Source organism: Sciscionella marina DSM 45152 (genome assembly GCF_000379465.1).
In the GTDB taxonomy this organism is placed as follows: Bacteria; Actinomycetota; Actinomycetes; order Mycobacteriales; family Pseudonocardiaceae; genus Sciscionella; species Sciscionella marina.
Genome location: NZ_KB905381.1, coordinates 878519 through 895653, shown reverse-complemented (window position 1 = coordinate 895653; position 17135 = coordinate 878519). Strand labels below are relative to the sequence as shown.

At 68.1% G+C, this 17135-nt stretch carries 16 protein-coding genes; 7 read left to right on the top strand and 9 right to left on the bottom strand.

The features are described from left to right. Positions 1-14 precede the first annotated feature (14 nt). Positions 15-362, bottom strand: coding sequence for an ArsR/SmtB family transcription factor (locus A37U_RS0110220; RefSeq protein WP_031464854.1), 348 nt, complete (start codon positions 360-362; stop codon positions 15-17). A gap of 274 nt (positions 363-636) precedes the next feature. On the opposite strand from A37U_RS0110220, the gene A37U_RS0110215 reads away from it, so the two are divergent. After that, the gene (locus A37U_RS0110215; protein ID WP_020496540.1) at positions 637-1872 is read left to right on the top strand and encodes a hypothetical protein; all 1236 of its coding nucleotides are present in this window, start codon (positions 637-639) and stop codon (positions 1870-1872) included. Here the strand turns inward: A37U_RS0110215 and A37U_RS0110210 are convergent. The 5 genes from A37U_RS0110210 to A37U_RS0110195 form a co-directional block, all read right to left on the bottom strand. Then, positions 1857-3143, bottom strand: coding sequence for an ArsB/NhaD family transporter (locus tag A37U_RS0110210; protein WP_020496539.1), 1287 nt, complete (start codon positions 3141-3143; stop codon positions 1857-1859). The genes A37U_RS0110215 and A37U_RS0110210 overlap by 16 nt on opposite strands. A gap of 31 nt (positions 3144-3174) precedes the next feature. Further along, on the bottom strand, positions 3175-3621 hold the full coding sequence (locus tag A37U_RS0110205; protein WP_020496538.1) for a CBS domain-containing protein: 447 nt from the start codon (positions 3619-3621) through the stop codon (positions 3175-3177). A gap of 263 nt (positions 3622-3884) precedes the next feature. Then, the gene (locus A37U_RS53510) at positions 3885-4052 is read right to left on the bottom strand and encodes a cupin domain-containing protein (RefSeq protein ID WP_240437524.1); all 168 of its coding nucleotides are present in this window, start codon (positions 4050-4052) and stop codon (positions 3885-3887) included. Next, a complete protein-coding gene (locus A37U_RS43040; protein WP_240437523.1) occupies positions 4049-4516 on the bottom strand; it encodes a cupin domain-containing protein in 468 nt (155 codons plus the stop codon). The genes A37U_RS53510 and A37U_RS43040 overlap by 4 nt, the downstream gene beginning before the upstream one ends. Before the next feature lie 146 nt (positions 4517-4662). Beyond that, positions 4663-5823: a Cmx/CmrA family chloramphenicol efflux MFS transporter gene (locus A37U_RS0110195; RefSeq protein WP_020496537.1), complete on the bottom strand. Its 1161-nt coding sequence runs from the start codon at positions 5821-5823 to the stop codon at positions 4663-4665. Positions 5824-6150: 327 nt separating this feature from the next. Between A37U_RS0110195 and A37U_RS0110190 the strand changes: the two genes are divergently transcribed. The 3 genes from A37U_RS0110190 (at position 6151) to A37U_RS0110180 (ending at position 8178) form a co-directional block, all read left to right on the top strand. Beyond that, positions 6151-6555, top strand: a complete 405-nt coding sequence (locus A37U_RS0110190) for a DUF5313 family protein (RefSeq protein WP_020496536.1) — start codon at positions 6151-6153, stop codon at positions 6553-6555. Positions 6556-6673: 118 nt separating this feature from the next. After that, the gene (locus tag A37U_RS0110185; RefSeq protein WP_020496535.1) at positions 6674-7153 is read left to right on the top strand and encodes a MarR family winged helix-turn-helix transcriptional regulator; all 480 of its coding nucleotides are present in this window, start codon (positions 6674-6676) and stop codon (positions 7151-7153) included. A 419-nt stretch (positions 7154-7572) separates the two neighbouring features. Next, on the top strand, positions 7573-8178 hold the full coding sequence (locus tag A37U_RS0110180) for an Rv1733c family protein (protein ID WP_476707420.1): 606 nt from the start codon (positions 7573-7575) through the stop codon (positions 8176-8178). Between the two features lie 104 nt (positions 8179-8282). Here A37U_RS0110180 and A37U_RS0110175 read toward each other — a convergent pair whose 3' ends face one another. Continuing rightward, positions 8283-8942, bottom strand: coding sequence for a response regulator (locus A37U_RS0110175; protein ID WP_020496533.1), 660 nt, complete (start codon positions 8940-8942; stop codon positions 8283-8285). 113 nt (positions 8943-9055) lie between these two features. Beyond that, on the bottom strand, positions 9056-10750 hold the full coding sequence (locus A37U_RS0110170; protein WP_020496532.1) for a GAF domain-containing sensor histidine kinase: 1695 nt from the start codon (positions 10748-10750) through the stop codon (positions 9056-9058). A gap of 120 nt (positions 10751-10870) precedes the next feature. On the opposite strand from A37U_RS0110170, the gene A37U_RS0110165 reads away from it, so the two are divergent. Both A37U_RS0110165 and A37U_RS43035 read left to right on the top strand, forming a co-directional pair. Further along, positions 10871-11617 (top strand): nitroreductase family protein, encoded by a 747-nt coding sequence (locus A37U_RS0110165; RefSeq protein ID WP_020496531.1) that lies wholly within the window; start codon positions 10871-10873, stop codon positions 11615-11617. After that, on the top strand, positions 11614-12483 hold the full coding sequence (locus A37U_RS43035; RefSeq protein WP_020496530.1) for a nitroreductase family protein: 870 nt from the start codon (positions 11614-11616) through the stop codon (positions 12481-12483). The genes A37U_RS0110165 and A37U_RS43035 overlap by 4 nt, the downstream gene beginning before the upstream one ends. Here A37U_RS43035 and A37U_RS0110155 read toward each other — a convergent pair. Further along, positions 12468-13406 carry a LysR family transcriptional regulator gene (locus A37U_RS0110155; protein WP_020496529.1) on the bottom strand — a complete coding sequence of 313 codons (939 nt, stop codon included), beginning with the start codon at positions 13404-13406 and terminating at the stop codon, positions 12468-12470. The two genes, A37U_RS43035 and A37U_RS0110155, sit on opposite strands and share 16 nt — an antisense overlap. 151 nt (positions 13407-13557) lie before the next feature. Here A37U_RS0110155 and dnaE point away from each other — a divergent pair, with 151 nt between their 5' ends. Continuing rightward, positions 13558-17034, top strand: a complete 3477-nt coding sequence (gene dnaE, locus A37U_RS0110150) for a DNA polymerase III subunit alpha (RefSeq protein ID WP_051111605.1) — start codon at positions 13558-13560, stop codon at positions 17032-17034. Positions 17035-17135: the final 101 nt, after the last annotated feature.

Here is a 17135-nt window from a genome sequence, read left to right as displayed (position 1 = left end):
CCCTGGCGCGGCTTTCACCGGGGCGGGTCCGGGGCCAGGCTGCCGTCCGGAGCGATGTGCTCGAAGATCTGGTCGACGAGCGCGATCACGTGCGGATCCTCAACCGCGTAGATCTGCCGCCGCCCCGATCGGCGCGCGGTGATCACCCCGGCGAGCCGCAGTTTGCTCAGGTGCTGACTCACCGTGGCGATGGTGAGGCCGACCCGTTTGGCCAGGGTGCCGACATCGTAGGGGCCGTTGGTGATCAGCCACACCAGATGCAGCCGGGTCGGGCTGGCCAGCAGTGCGAAGGTTCCCGCAGCCGAGTTCAGCTGCGCGTCGGTCGGTTCCGGCGTGTCGGCCGGGGCATCAGCTGGGGACATGATCATCCGATTGTCCCCCACCCGGCGAATCTCCGTTCACCGAGTCTTTCATTTCGGTACTTGCGAAAGTATCAAACCTTCGTGCATGATGGATCTCGTCGAAGGGGAGTAGCCCAGAAGCCCACCGTCGACAGACTGAGGACCGCGGTTCTCCGGTGGTGGCGCCCGTGCAAAACGGGCGGGCGAGACCAACGGCTGCGCAACGTATTGCCTGGCCGAGAACCCCCTGGACGTCTCGGCGGGGACCGAGACGAGTCCGGGAAGAGGGATCACCATGGCAAGGCTGTTGCGGGTACTGCTGCTCTGCGGCGTGCTCACGCTTCCCGCCCTGGCCGTACGGCTCTCCGGGATCGGGCTCGATCCGGTCGCCGGGCTGCTGCTCTACGGCATCGCGGTGGCCGCGGCGTCGTTCCTGCTCGCCTGGGCGGCCGAAGCGGCGCAGGCGGACATCTCCGGTGGGCTCGCCATCGCCATCCTCGCGGTGATCGCGGTGCTTCCCGAGTACGCCGTCGACCTCTACTTCGCTTATACCGCGGGACACAATCCGGCACACGTGGCCTACGCGGCGGCGAACATGACCGGATCGAACCGGCTGCTGCTCGGCCTCGGCTGGTCGCTGGTGGTGCTCGTAACGCTGGCGGTGACCCGCAAGCGCACCGGCAAGCCCGTCTCCGCGCTCGTACTCGAGTCGAACCACCGGATCGAGCTCGGTTTCCTGGCGATCGCCTCGCTTGCCGCGTTCGTGATCCCGGCGACCGGGCAGATCGCGCTGCTGCTCGGGGCCGCGCTGCTCGGGCTGTTCGTGTACTACCTGGTCCGGGTGGCGCGCACCGAGTCCGCCGAACCCGAACTGGTCGGCACCGCGGCGACCATCGGCGCGCTCCCGGCACGGACCCGGCGGACCCTGGTGATCGCCCTGTTCGCCTACGCCGCCACGGTGATCCTCGCCAGCGCGCAGCCGTTCGCCCAGTCCCTGATCGGCACCGGAACCCGGCTCGGCATCGACCAGTTCCTGCTCGTGCAGTGGCTGGCCCCGCTCGCCTCGGAGGCTCCCGAGTTCATCGTGGCGATCCTGTTCGCGGTGCACGGCAAGGGATCCGCCGCGATCGGCACGCTGATCTCGGCCAAGGTCAACCAGTGGACCCTGCTCGTGGGCAGCCTGCCGATCGCCTATCTGCTCGGCGGTGGCGGGCTCTCGCTGCACCTGGACGGGCGCCAGATCGAGGAGTTCCTGCTCACCGCGACCCAGACGCTGCTCGGGGTGGCCGCCCTGCTGGCCATGCGCTTCCCGAGGTGGGCGGCGTGGACCCTGCTCACCCTGTTCGCGGTGCAGTTCGCGGTGCCCGGGCAGACCGCGCGCTATGTGCTCTGCGTGCTCTACGCGGCACTCGCGATCACCGCCCTGGTACGCAATCGGCGCCACATCGGGGCCACCCTCGCCGCGCCGTTCCTGCCCGCGCCGCGCTCCGGCGGGCGGGTACCGGAACTGGCGGATCAGAACGCGAAATAGCGCAGCCACAGATAGGGCGCGGCGATCACCACGGTCAGCAGCGTGACGATCATGCCCTTCTTGGTGAAGTCCCAGAACGAGATCGGCGTGCCCTCGCGCTTGGCGAGCCCGAGGATCACCACGTTCGCGCTCGCTCCCACCGCGGTGAGGTTGCCGCCGAAGTCCGCGCCGAGCGCGAGCGCCCACCACAGCGCCTCGGAGTGCACCGGGTCCGCGAAGTCGTTGGTCAGCTGCAGCACGATCGGGCTCATCGTGGCCACATAGGGAATGTTGTCCACGATCCCGGACAGGACCGCGGAGACCACGAGCACGAGCATCACCGCGAACAGGGCGTTGCCCGCGGTCGCATCCGCGGCCAGGCCGGCGATGTACTTGATCACGCCGGTCTTCACGAGCGCGCCGATCATGATGAACAGGCCCGCGAAGAACAGCAGAGTCTCCCACTCCACCCCGGCGAGGTACTGCTTGGGTTTGGTGCCGGAGAGCAGGATCAGCAGCCCGGCCCCGATCAGCGCGACGATCGAGGGGTCGAGTTCGAACACCGAGTGCCCGATGAACCCGATGAACACCAGCAGCAGCACGATGCCGCACTTGATGAGCAGCTTGGTGTCCTTGATCGCCTCGCGTTCGTTCAGCGCCATCACATCGCTGACCTTCTCCGGATCCACGGTGAACGAACCGCGGAACAGCCAGCGCAGGCAGATGACGAACACGATGAGCTCGATCAGCACGATCGGGCCCATGTTGACCAGGAACTCGTTGAAGTCGAGGTTCCCGCGGCTGCCGATGATGATGTTCGGCGGATCACCGATCAGGGTGGCCGCGCCGCCGATGTTCGAGGCGAGCACCTCGGCGATCAGGAACGGCACCCTGCTGGTCCCGAGCCGGTCGCAGACCAGCATCGTCACCGGGGCGATCAGCAGCACCGTGGTGACGTTGTCCAGGAAGGCCGAGGCGACCGCGGTGATGGTCACCAGCAGCACCATGATGCGCAGGGGTTTTCCCTTGGCGCGCTTGACCGCCCAGATCGCGGTGTACTCGAAGGCACCGGTTCTGCGCAGGATGCCGACGATGATCATCATCCCGAGTAAGAGGAAGATGACGTTCCAGTCGACCCCGGTGTCCGCGGAGAAGAACGCGTCCTTCGAACCGACGACCCCGATGAGCAGCACGACAGCGGCACCGGTGAGCGCCACCGCCGTCTTGGGCAGCTTCTCACTGGCGATGAAGACGTACGCGACGACGAAGATGACGACCGCGACAATGCTCATCACGGCCGCACCACCGCCCGGGTGGCGGCGGTCAGGAGGTGGAGAGCGCGCGCTCCAGCAGTCTCGAGGCGGTGATCACGCCGATCGGCAGCTTGCACCCGTGCACGACCGCGAGCGGGAAGCGCGAGCCCGCGATCGCCGCGGCGACCTCCACCAGGGTGTCGTCGTGCTGCACCACCGGCAGCTCCGGCGGCTCCTCGGGCAGCAGCCCGCGCACCGTCTTCGCGGCGAGTTTGCTGGTGATCTGGTCGGCCATGGATTCGGTGAGCACCCCGGCGAGCGAGGGATCGTCGCGCACGTAGCCCGGCACGAGGCTGTGCACCACCTGCGCGGCGGGCAGCACCGTGTACGGCTTCCCGCTCTCGTCGACCACGATCACCGCGGGCAGCCGATTGTCCGCGAGGAGCCGGACAGCGTCCAGGGCATCCGCGTCCAGGCCGACCGCCGGGAATTCCTCCGCGATGTCTTCCGCGTGCATATCCGCAGGGTACGTCGACGTTGCCGGGATTGCCGAGTACGGGTGGCAACTCATGACGTGACCTTGACAGCGGCCGCGAACCAGTACCACTCCTACGCACCATGAAGCCCCTCTACGCCTCTACACCCACCCCGTTCGAAGCAGGTGTGCCGACCAGACTTCCCGGCACGCCAGGTGTAAAGATGCCGCAAAGCTGGTGGTCGAGGCAAATCCGCCAGGCCACCCGGCAGGTCGCGGGGCACACGGCTCGCCGGGCGGGACGGTCAGGAACGTTTGGTGATGACCACCGGTTTCAGCGTCGTCGGCACCTTGGCGAAGGCACTGGGCCCCACCCCGAAGGTTGTGCCGAGAACCTCACGCGGCAGCGAGTTCAGCGCGGCGAGGATGCCGATGTCGTCGTTCGGCTCGGCGGTGCTCGTATTGAAGATCACGAGCACCTGGAGCGGATCGCGCAGGCTCGCATGACCGAAGTAGTGGAAAAACCCTGCGGCGCGAACACCAGATCGCCCTGCCCCGCCCGAAATCGTTCATTGTGATAGGAACCGTCGGCGTGCGTGCCGAGCACCACCCAGTCCGCCGTTCCGCTGATGATGAAATTCAATTCCCAGGCGCTCGGGTGCCAGTGCGGCTCACGCATACCGCCGACATCCAGATGCACGAAATACACCGATGCCTGCTGGCCGGTCAGCACCGGGAAGTTCTTTTCGTGCGCACCGCGCAGGCTGCCGCCGTGGTAATCGTCCGGAGCGGACCTGGTGAGCCGGAACAAGAACGGATTGCCTCCGCCCGCGGTATCGGCCGGCGCCATCGCGTTCGCCGCCCGCGCGCTGACCCCGGTCGCGGCGAGCGCGGCCGCCCCGGTACCGAGCGCGACCCGTCGATCGATTTCGGACATTCGATCACTCCGCACGACAAAAAGCGGAGAAATTGATAATTCAAGATTAGCCAAGAATCGACGTCGTCCACCCACAAATACGCCCGACAGGGCTAACCCTTCCCAAGAAAACTTTCACATAAAGAATTACCGGCATAAAAACGTTCTCATCGCCGATCGGAATTACTGTTGATGCGCAGCGCGATCCCGAGGCCGCCGAGCGCGAGCACCATCAGCAGCGCGCTCACCGCCACCGGCGCGCGGTAGCCGAATCCCGCGCCGATGGCCAGCCCGCCGAACCAAGGGCCCACCGTGTTGCCGATGTTGAACGCGGCGGTGGTGAACGCTCCGGTCAGCGTGGCCGCCCCGGTCGTGAGGTAGAAGGCGCGCGAGCTGAGTGCCGGCGCGATCCCGAAACCGAGCATGCCCTGCACGAACACCAGCACGAACACCGCGGCCGGGATCCCGGCGAGCGGCAGCAGGGCCAGCCAGCCGGACAGCAGCGCGGTCATGCCGATACCGAGCACCCGGTACGGACGGGCGTCCGCGATCCGCCCGCCGACCGCGATCCCCAGGAAGGCACCGAGTCCGAACAGCACCAGCAGCACGGGAACCCACCGCGCGCCGATCCGCGCGACCCCGGTCAGCAGCGGGGCAAGATAGGTGGAGGTGCAGAAGGTCGCGCCCTGGACGAGCGCGTTCAGCGTGTAGGTCAGCAGCAGCCGCGCATCGGCGAGCGCGCGCAGTTCGCCACCGAGACGCGTACCCGCGGCGTGTTCGGGACCGTGCGGGCGAAGCGCGGGCAGCAGCGCCACGAGCGCGAGCAGGGTGAGCACGGCCACCGCGAGGAAGGCGCTGCGCCAACCCCACCGCGCGCCGAGCAGCGCACCCGCGGGCACCCCGACGACGCAGGCGATGCTCACCCCGCCGAGCACGATCGCCATTGCCCGGCCTTTGCGTTCGGGCGACACCAGATCCATCGCGGTCGCCTGGGCCACCGCCCAGAATCCGGCGTTCCCGAGTGCGCCGAGCACCCGGGTGCCGAGCAACAGGCCGAAGTCCTCGCACGCGGCACCGAGCAGGTGCGCGGCGATGAACACGATCAGGAAACCGGCGAGCGCGGGACGGCGCGGCCAGCGCATGGCGAACACCGCGAGCAGCGGGGCGCCGAAGATCATCCCGATGGCGAAGGCCGAGGTGAGCAGACCCGCGTCCGGGATGCTGACGTGCAGATCGGCCGAGACGTCCTGGACAAGGCCGGAGAACATGAATTCGGACGTGCCGAGTGCGAACACGGCGAAGCCGAGCAGGTATACCGCGGACGGCATGAGAGAGACCCCGTATCGGTTGCGTCGGAGAAGGGCAACGGCAACCGGCCGGTCCGGGATCACCCGGACGCGGGCGCGTTCGGGCTACGCCACCGGAGCAACCGGTGGCCCGCTCCTCGACGCCTCGGGGGTGGACATGCCGGATAGGTCAGCCAGCCCGGGGCCCAGCCGTCCATCCGGTTTCCGGGCGGTTTTCCAGGCGGCCGTGGGTGAGCTCACCACACGGAACCCACGCGCGGTGCTACCTTAATAGTTAAGACGTTAAGCATTAGCACGTACGAGGACAGTGGGAGCGCGGCTTCCGCGAGCGAAGGCGGTGACGGGCGGATGACCATGGCCCGACCCAATCCGGCGCAGTGGATCTGGCACGCGATCGGCGGACGGCTGCCCATGCGCTACAAGGAGTGGGCGCTGCACGACGCAACCTGCCGCACCTGGTGGCTGCGCTATCTCGCCGGGGTGCTGCTGCGGGTGTCCGTGCCCGCGCTGATCCTGTTCTTCGTGCTCGCCTCCTTCGGCGGTCCGCTCTGGCTGGCCTTTCTCTCCGTGCTGCTCGGCCTGATCGTGTCGATCTACTACGGGCTCACCTACGCCCCGGACAGCATCGACTCGCGGCTGGTGCGCTACGGATACCCGCCGCGCACCGCCTCCACGGTCCGGGAACAGGCGAACGAGGAGAAGGTGCGCGCCGAGCGGCTCGACTACGATTCGGTATGGCGCAGCGAGACTTGAGCGGGCATCGCAGCGAGCCCCTGGCGAGTGACTAGCGCAGCGAAGCCCGGGCAAGCCCCGGCGAACCGGCGCAGCGAGGGGTGAACGCGCCCGGCCCGCGGAACGGAGAGGAACTGTCGTGAGTTCATCGGTCGATCTCGGCGAGGATCCCCTCGCTCTCGAACGGCAGGTGTGTTTCGCCCTCTCGGTCGCCTCGCGAAATGTGATCGGCCTCTACCGGCCGCTGTTGAAACCGCTCGGACTCACGCATCCGCAGTATCTGGTGATGCTCGCGCTGTGGGAAGAGTCCCCGCAGTCCATCAAACAGCTCGGCGCCTCGCTGCGGGCCGATTCCGCCGCGCTCTCCCCGATGCTGAAACGGCTCGAATCGCTCGGCTACGTGACCCGGACCCGCAATTCGGCCGATGAGCGCCTGCTCGCCGTCGGATTGACCGAAAAGGGAAAGAAACTGCGGGAAATGGCGGAGCGAATCCCGTACCAGGTGGTCGAGAAACTGGGGATCGACGTCGCCGACCTGGAGAAATTACGGGTGGCGCTCACCAAGGTGATCGCGGCCTCCGAGGAATTGGACATCGAATCGGCTCCGCTGTTCGAATAGCCGGTCCCCGCTGCACTGTGCACCGAACCGGACAAGCGGGATGAACCCCGGGCCGGGTAACCGGATTTCCCACTCCGGAGCCAACGTTTCCGGTGTGACCCGGACCTCCGCCCGAAATCGTGAGGGCGGGCACACGAACACCGACCCGCACGGAGGAGCACTCACCCACGCGGGGTCCACCTGCCGGGAGAACTTTCCCAAATTGGACCACGTGCCACGGCGGTGATGATCCGCCCGTTCTCGCCCCGTGCGGGCCGTACGCAGCGGGTTGTCCCCTCCTGCGGGGCGCGCGGATCGAGCCGGCGAGTTGCCGGCTTTCGTGAGCCGCGCCATTGTTTAGCACGGAGGGTGTTCAACTTTAGCCGTTCGGTCCGACAATAAAGATAGACCAGGTGATCGAGGAATGGGAGGCGATCGGGATGACCGGGTCAATGCGCACCCGTCGGTGGTGGAGGTTTGCCCACCTCCGGCGGAACCCACTTGTGCGCGGCGTTGACCGGTTGGAAAGCGGGTTGCTCGCGTTCGCGGTAGCACTCGCGATTTTGTCCGTGCCGTTTGCGGTGTCGATCGGAACGAACAATTTCACACAACTGCATGAACAATCCACACGACAACTAGCCGACCGGCACGCGGTCGCCGCGACCGCGCTCGCCGACGCACCCATCGCCGGGATGGGACGGATCGCGACGGAACAGACCACGAAGGTGCCCGCCCACTGGAGCGAAAGCACCCTGCCCGGGCGGGCGGACGGGGACATCGTGGTGCCTCCCGCGACGAAGAGGGGCGACCAGATCCAGATCTGGCTGGACAACACTGGGGCGGTGGTACGCGCACCGCTGACCGCGAACGATGTGACGATCGGGGCGATCTGCACCGGCCTGCTCACCTGGCTCGGTATCGCCGGTGCACTGACCGGGCTGTTCCTGCTCGCCAGGGCGGGTATCAATCAGGGGCGCTATTTGCGCTGGCATCGTGAATGGCAACTGTTCGACACGAACAACCACAGCGGGCCCCGTTTCTGGTGACAATACGCAGAGATTCCTTTGCAGAGAATGTTCTGCAGAGGAATCTCTGCGGCGGGTCCGACCGACGAGCTAGTCCGGCCGAGGGGTGAACCGATCGGGGCCCGCTAGTCCGGTTGCTCCCGGGACCGTTTCGGGGCACGCAGTTCGGTAGCCAGCACCGCGGCCTGGGTACGCCGCTCGAGCCCGAGCTTGGTCAGCAGCCGGGACACGTAGTTTTTCACCGTCTTCTCGGCGAGGTACATCCGCTCGGCGATCTGCCGGTTGGTCAGCCCCTCCCCGATCAGGTCGAGCAGCACCCGTTCCTGCTCGGTGAGCCCGGCGAGCGGGCCGTCCACCGCGGCGGCATCCGCGCGCAGTTTCGCCATCAGGGTCGCCGCCGCCCGGTTGTCGAGCAGTGAGCGGCCCGAGCCGACCTCGAGGATCGCCGCGGTGAGCCTCAATCCCTGGATGTCCTTGATGACGTACCCGCCCGCGCCGGCGAGTATCGCGTCGAGCATGGCTTCCTCGTCGGTGTACGAGGTGAGCATGAGCACGTTGAGGCTGGGCAGCATGGAGCGCAGTTCGCGGCACAGTTCGATGCCGTTGCCGTCCGGCAGGCGCAGATCCAGTACCGCGATATCCGGGCGCAGCGCGGGAATCCTGGCCAGTGCCTGGGCGAAACTGCCCGCCTCGCCGATCACCTGCAGCCGGTTGTCCGCGCCGATCAGCTCGGCGAGGCCCCTGCGCACGACCTCATGGTCGTCGACCAGAAATACCCTGATCACGGACGAGTTCTCCTCTCCTGTGGACCCCGGGGCGAACCTAGAGCGCCGCGGGCGCGCGGCGCCAGTGTCGTACCGTCCTCGATCACCGGGACCAAGGTCCTCATCCGGGCCGCTCAGTCCAGGGGCGCGGTCCAGGACAACCGGGTGCCACCGGTCTCCACCGCGCTGACCGTGAGCGCCCCATCCGCCTCGACCGCCCGGCGTTCCAGGTTGCGCAGCCCGCTGCGCACCACTTCCGCGGGGATCCCGCACCCGTCGTCGGTGACCTCGATCGTCAGATCGTCGTCCACGGACACGGTGAGCAGCACCGATCGCGCCCGGGCGTGCCGCACCACATTGCTCACCGCCTCACGCACCACCGCCTCCGCCGCGTCCGCGAGGCGCGCGGAGATGATCTCCAGCGGTCCGGTGACCCGAACCGTGGTGCGCAGCCGGATGTCCCTGGTCAGTTCGTCGATCGCGCCGTCGATCCGGGTACGCAGCCGCGGGGTCCCGCGATCGCCACGATGCAGGTCGAAGATCGCGGTCCGGATCTCGGTGATGATGTTCTGCACGTCCTCGACCATGTCTGCGAACCGCTCGACGACTCCGGGTGTGCGCACCCGCGCCTGAGTGCTCTGCAGCGCGAGCCCATGGGCGAACAGCCGCTGGATCACGTGATCGTGCAGATCACGCGCGATCCGGTCCCGGTCCGCGAACAGCCGCAGATCGTGCAGCCTGCGCTGATCCTCGGCCAGCTGCAGGGCCAGCGCGGAGGAATCGGCGAACGAGGCGGCCAGTGGGATCACCGGCTCCGGGAACGGCTCCGCGCCTGCTTCCCGCAGCAGCACGAGCACCCCGGTCACCGCCTCCGCGGAGACGCGCAGCGGCAGCGCCAGCGTGGGACCGAAACGGTCGCCGAACCGCTCGCCGAGCCCGGGAGACGGCGCGCTCTGCGGCCGCGCGGTCACGAACGCCTGTCCGCAGGGATCACTGGTGACCGGGACCATGTCCGGAGCGGTCCCGCTAGCCGCGACGACCAGCAGTTCGTGCACCTCATCGGAGGGCTGTTCCGCGTCCTCGGTCCGGGCGAGGAAAGCGGCGTCGGCCCCGATCAGTTCCCCGGCTCTGGCCACGATCAGATCGAACGCACCCGCGGGATCGGCGGCGGTGAGCAGTTCCGCGCGGACATCGCTGGTGGCCTCCTGCCAGCGCTGGCGGTGCTTGACCGTCTCATAGAGCCGGGCGTTCTCGATGGCGATCCCCGCCGCGGCCGCCAGCGCGGCGACCACCACCTCGTCGTCCTCGGTGAACGGTTGTTCGCCTGCCTTCTCGGTCAGGTAGAGATTGCCGAACACGGTCTCCCGCACCCGGACCGGCACCCCGAGGAAGCTGCGCATCGGCGGGTGGTGTTCGGGGAATCCCACCGAAGCAGGGTGCGCGGCAAGGTTCTCCAGCCGCACCGCCTTCGGCTGTTCGATCAGCAGCCCGAGCAGACCGTGCCCGCGCGGGAGGTCACCGATGAGCTCACGGGTGTGTTCTCCGATGCCCTCGTAGACGAACTGGGAGAGCCCCACCGCGGAGGGATCGAGCACGCCGAGCGCGCCGTACCGGCAGTCGACCAGTTCGATGGCGGCGTGCACGATCCGCCGCAGTGTGGCGTCGAGTTCGAGCCCGGATGCGACCGCGAGCATCGCCTCGAGCAGACCGTCCATCTGATCGCGCGCGCTGACGAGTTCCTCGACCCGTGCCTGTACCTCACCGAGCAGCTCGCGAAGCCGCAATCCGGAAAGGGTTCCGCGCAGCGATGGCTCCTCGTTCACGGACATGCTTCACCATAGGCGCGCTCACACGCCGCTGACCAGCGTCCATGCCGGGGACCAAGGACCCTGCCCGGTGCGACCGTCTGCTCTGTGCCCGTACTCGGCACGCCACGCAGGATCGGGGCCATGAGCGAACTCATCACCCAGGCGCTGCGTGCCGCGGCCCGGGCGCCATCGCCGCAGGACCGCCGGCCATGGCTGTTCCGGGCGCACGGCGAACGGGTCGAGGTCCACCTGGATCACAGCTTGGCCGCCCATCCGGATGCCCGTGCGACCCTGCTCGCCTGTGGTGCCGCGGTGCACAACCTGCGCGTGGCGGTGGCCGCCCGGGGACGCCGGGTGGTCGTCGACTGGCTGCCGGGACCGGAACACCTGGCCAGCGTGCTGCTGACCGGGCAAAGCCGCCCGACCCGGTACGAGCGTGCCCTCGCCGCGTGCATCGAGACGCGGCGCCGCCGAGCACCGTTCCCGGACGGTCCGGTCCCCGATCCCGCGCGCCGCGCACTGCACCGGGCCGCGCTCGCCGGGGGTGCGCGGCTGCTGTTCCTCGACGGTGACACCGAACTCCCCGCCGTGCTGCGCGAGACCGAGGCACGCCGGCATGAGCACGACCCACTGTTCGCCGTGCTGCACACCGAGAACGACACCGAGTTCGCCCAGCTGCGGGCGGGCGCGGCGATGCAGCACGTCCTGCTCACCGCGACCCATCTCGGGCTCGCCACCGGATTCCGCACCCTGCCGACCGGGATCGCCTCCGCCCGGCCGGTCCTGCGTGAGCTGTGCGGTGGACGGACCCATCCGCAGACGATGCTGCTCCTCGGGGAGGACTCCGCGGCGGTCTCGGACACACACCTGGAGGTCGGGATCGCGTGAAGACGCTGTCCGACGCCGAGACCGGGCTGCTCGCCCGGGCGCTCGAGCACGCGCCCTCGTTCTGCCCGACGCGCCCGTGGCGGCTCGAGGTGCAGGCGAACACCGTGCGACTCGACGAGAACCGCGCCGCGGAACCGGACCAGGAGCGCGCCCTGTCCTGCGGTGCCGCGCTCACCGCGCTCGAACTGAGCCTGCGCGCACTCGGCAGGCAGCCGTGGTCGCGGCTGTTCCCCCGCGGACGGCAGGCCGAACTGCTCGCGAGCATCGAGGCAGGTATGGGCGGGGAACCGGAAACGGCCGAACTGACCGCCTACTCGGCGCTGTTCCGCCGGAGGAGTTATCGCGCCCCGTTCGCCCCACGCCCGCTGTCCGAGGTGTTGTGCGAATCGTTGCTCGCCAACGCCATCCCGGTCCCGGTCCGGCGGCTCGGGGACCGCACGGACACCTACTCCTTCGCCGGACTGCTGTGCGCGGCCGCGCGAACCCGGCACGCCGATCAGGCCTTCCATCAGGAACTGCTCGCCTGGAGCACCCTGTTCCCGGTTTCCTCCGCCCGGGAATCCGGTGCTTCACTTTCCGGGCTCATGCGCACCAAGACCTATCTGCCGCAACCGGAGCTGCTCGCCTCCCGGATCGCGGCCGAATCGGTCGTGCTGCTGTACACCGAGACCGACTCGCGCCCGGCGCGGGTGCAGGCGGGCGCAGCGTTGCACCGGCTGTGGCTGGCCGCCATCGCGGAAGGACTCGCCGGTTCGGTGCTCGTCCGGCCGCTGCGATCGGCGCACCTGAGTGCCGGGGTCGCCCGTGCGTTCGGGATCGAGGGCCACCCGCAGGCGCTGTTCCGGTTCGGTTATCCGGCCGCCTGAGCCGCACTGGCCGGAGGCAGCAGGACCGATCCCCGCGCCAACGGGCGGTAGTGCTCCCGCACGAAACCGGCCAGGGCGGCCAGCCCAGGGTGTGCATTGTCCGCGCGCCAGAGCAGCGAGCAGGGATACACCGGGACCGGATCGATGAGCGGGATCCGCACGATCCCCTCGTGCCAGGGCACCCGCACCCCGTCCCCGGCGAAGGAGAGGCCCTCGGGGCTGCTGCTGAGCCAGTCGAGCAAGTAGTCGATGCCGAGGTCCGGGCCGCTGGTGTCCATCGCGATGCCGAACTCGCGGCCGAACCAGTGCCAGTAGCCGGTCCACTCGGCCCCGGTTCGGTTGCCCGGCATCCACGCGGTCGCACCGCGCAGCTCCGCGGGCCGCACCCGTTTGCGGCGGGCGAACCGGTGGCCGCGCCCGACGAGCAGATGGGCGACCTCCTCATAGGCGGGCACCCGCTCGAACGGCCCGTCCGCGGCGAACGCGAACGCCGCGTCGACCCGTCCGCCGGCCAGTGCCGCATCGCGGGTCCGCACCGAACGGAATCCGGTGACCAGATCGATCTCGATGTCCGGATGCCGTTCGTGGAAGGCATGCAGCAGCTCGGTCCCGATGATCTGATGGGAGATCACGTCGACGCGCAACGGCCGCCGCGTTCCGGTGACCGCCTCGACGGCCCGCTCCGCGACGCTGAGCAGGGCGCGTGCGTGCGGCAGAAAGCGCTCCCCCGCCGCGCTCGGGCGCACCCCGTTCCGGCCCCGGTGCACCAGCTCGGCGCCGAGCCGTTCCTCGAGCCGGGCAACCCGCTTCGACACCGCCTGCTGGGAGAGCTCGAGCACGGCGGCCGCCTCACCGAAGTGCCCCTCCTCCACCACCGCAAGGAAGGCGCGCACCGCGGCCACATCCAGTTCGCTGGCCTCCATCAACAACTCCCGGTGGTCGTTCGTGTCGTGTCGATTGTTGGACTCCCCTGCGGTCTGGCGGTTCGAATGCAGCGGCCAATCAAACGTTACAACCGCGAGGAGTGGGCACGTGGATCCGTTCGTCCATCTGCATGTGCACACCGAGTACTCCATGCTCGACGGTGCCGCGAAGATCGGTCCGCTGTTCGCCGAGGCACAGCGGCTGGGCATGCCGGCGGTCGGGATGACCGATCACGGCAATTTATACGGCGCGGACGAATTCTACCGCGAGGCGTGTGCCTCCGGGGTGAAACCCGTGATCGGCATCGAGGCCTACCTGGCACCCGCCGGGCGTGCGCACAAGAAACCCGTGTTCTGGGGCGGATTCGAGCAGCGCGGCGACGACGTTGCCGGAGCGGGCGCCTACACCCACATGACCATGCTCGCGGCCGACACCACAGGGCTGCGCAACCTGTTCGCCCTGTCCTCCCTGGCGAGCATGCAGGGCTATTACCGCAAACCGCGCATGGACCGGGAACTGCTTGCCGAACACGCCGACGGGGTCATCGGCACGACCGGCTGTCCCTCCGGCGAGGTGCAGACCCGGTTGCGGCTCGGGCAGCGGGAGGAAGCGTTGCGCGCCGCGGCGGAATACCGGGACATCTTCGGCGCGCAGAACTTCTTCCTCGAGCTGATGGATCACGGGCTGGCCATCGAGGCGCGAGTCCGCGAGGGTCTGCTGGAGATCGGCGAGCGGCTGCGGCTGCGCCCGCTGGCCACCAACGACAGTCATTACGTCACCGTGGACCAGGCGAAGGCGCATTCGGCCCTGCTGTGCGTGCAGTCCGGCAAGACGCTCGACGATCCGGCCCGGTTCGCCCTGGACGGCAGCGGGTACTACCTCAAGTCCGCGCGGGAGATGCGGGAGTACTGGGATCGCGAGGTGCCGGGTGCGGCGGACAACACGCTGCTGATCGCCGAGCGGGTCGAGTCCTACGCCGCGGTGTACGCGCCCCGCGACCGGATGCCGCGGTTCACCGTTCCCGATGGTGAGACCGAGGCGAGCTGGCTGCGCGCCGAGGTACTGCGCGGACTGGACTGGCGGTTCCCCTCCGGCATCCCCGAGCAATACCCGCCGCGCGCGGAGTACGAACTTGAGGTGATCGCGCAGAAGGGGTTCCCCGCCTACTTTCTCGTGGTGGCCGATCTGGTGGCACACGCGAGGAAACTCGGCATCCGGGTCGGTCCGGGGCGGGGCTCGGCTGCCGGTTCCCTGGTGTCCTTCGCGCTCGGGATCACCAATATCGACCCGATCGAGCAGGAGCTGCTGTTCGAACGGTTCCTCAATCCGGAGCGGGAATCCATGCCGGACATCGACATGGACTTCGATGACCGGCGCCGGGGCGAGATGATCCGCTATGCCACCGAGAGATACGGCGCCGACCGGGTGGCACAGGTGATCACCTTCGGCACCATCAAGACCAAGGCAGCGATCAAGGACGCCGCCCGGGTGCACTTCGGTCAGCCCGGTTACGGGATCGCCGACCGGATCGCCAAGGCCCTGCCACCACCCGTGGCCGCGAAGGACATTCCGCTCTCCGGGATCGTGGACTCCGCACACGAGCGGTACCCCGAGGCCGCCGAGGTGCGTTCGCTGATCGAGACCGATCCCCAGGCGGGCACCATCTTCGAGACCGCGCGCGGACTGGAGGGGCTGATCCGCAACGCCGGGGTGCACGCCTGCGCGGTGATCATGTCCAGCGAGCCGCTGCTGGAGACGATCCCGCTGTGGCAGCGCGAGGACGGCGCGCTCATCACCGGCTGGGACTACCCGTCCTGTGAGGCGATCGGCCTGTTGAAGATGGACTTCCTCGGCCTGCGCAATCTGACGGTCATCGGGGACGCGATCGAGAACATCCGTGCCAACCGGGGCACGGAGATCGATCTGGACCGGCTCGCCCTCGATGATCCGGCCACCTACGAACTGCTCGGCCGCGGCGAGAGCCTCGGGGTGTTCCAACTGGACGGGGCGGCGATGCGGGATCTGTTGCGGCGCATGGCACCCATCGGGTTCAACGAGATCATCGCGGTGAACGCGCTCTACCGGCCCGGTCCGATGGCGATGAACACGCACAACAACTACGCCGACCGCAAGAACGGCCGCCAGGAGATCGCGCCGATCCATCCCGAACTGGCCGAACCCCTTTCCGGCATTCTCGGCGAGACCTACGGGCTGATCGTCTACCAGGAACAGATCATGCGGATCGCCAGGCGGCTGGCCGGGTTCTCCATGGGACGCGCCGATGTGCTGCGCAAGGCGATGGGGAAGAAAAAGGCCGAGGTACTGGAAAAGGAGTACGCCGGGTTCGCCGAGGGAATGCGCGCGAACGGTTATTCCGGCGAGGCGGTGCAAACATTGTGGGACACGATTCTGCCCTTCGCCGGGTACGCGTTCAACAAATCGCACGCCGCCGGATACGCGCTCGTCGGCTATTGGACGGCCTACCTCAAAGCGAACTATCCGGCCGAGTACATGGCCGCGCTGCTGACCTCGGTCGGCGATAACAAGGACAAGTCCGCGGTGTACCTCGCGGAGTGCCGCAGGCTCGGGATCCGGGTGCTGCCGCCGGATGTGAACGAGTCCGGGCCCCGGTTCGCCGCGGTGGGCCGCGATATCCGGTTCGGCCTGGACGCGGTGCGCAATGTCGGCGCGAATGTCGTCGAATCCATCGTCCGGTCCCGCGAGGAGAAGGGAAAGAGTGGTTCGTTCACCGAATTCCTGGACACGTCCGAACTGCTCGTCTGCAACAAGCGGGTCATCGAATCGCTGATCAAATCCGGCGCCTTCGATTCGCTCGGTCACACCAGGCTCGCACTGTTCACCGAACACGAGGCGGCGATCGAAGCGATCATCCCGCTCAAACGCAAAGCGGCGATGGGCCAGTTCGATTTGTTCGGCGCGAATGACGAGGCCGCCGAGACCGCACCGCTGGCCCATCTGCGGTTCGGCGCCGAGGAATGGCCGCGGGCGCAGTTGCTCACCCAGGAACGGGACATGCTCGGGCTGTACGTTTCCGGGCATCCCCTCGACGGCGCCGAACAAGCACTGCGCAGGCACGCCCCCGCCCCGATCGCCGCGCTGCTGGAGAACCCGCGCGAGGGCGAGGTCACCATCGCCGGGCTGATCACCGAGGTGCAGCGGAGGGTGAACAAACAGGGCCGGCCGTGGGCGATCTGCACCATCGAGGACCTCGACGCCGCCATCGAGGTGCTGTTCTTCGCCAAGGCCTACGATCTGTTCGGCGCCGAACTCGCCGAGGACACCGCCGTCGTCGTGCGTGGGCGCGCCCAGTCCCGCGAGGACCGGCTCTCCGTTTTCGGGGACGGCTTGCAGCGCCTGGAGATCGAAGCCGAACCGGACAACAAACCGCTCATCCTGGAGAGTAGGATCGGCGAGATCACCCTCGAGCTGGTGCTCGAACTCAAGCGAACCCTGGTGGCGCACAACGGCAACACCCCCGTCCAGCTGCACCTGCGAGACGGGGCACGGCGCGCCGAGTTCGCGCTCGATCGCTATCCGGTGCGGGTCACCCCGGCGCTGCTCGGCGAATTGAAGGCGCTGCGCGGGGTGATACCAGTACCCCGCTGAATCGCTGTCATTTCCTGGCCGATTCTTATCCTTTCCACTTCGCTTGCCGAGGCAGTTTGTGATTGCGATCACGAGCAGGCTCGGCTGGATGCCGTCAGCGT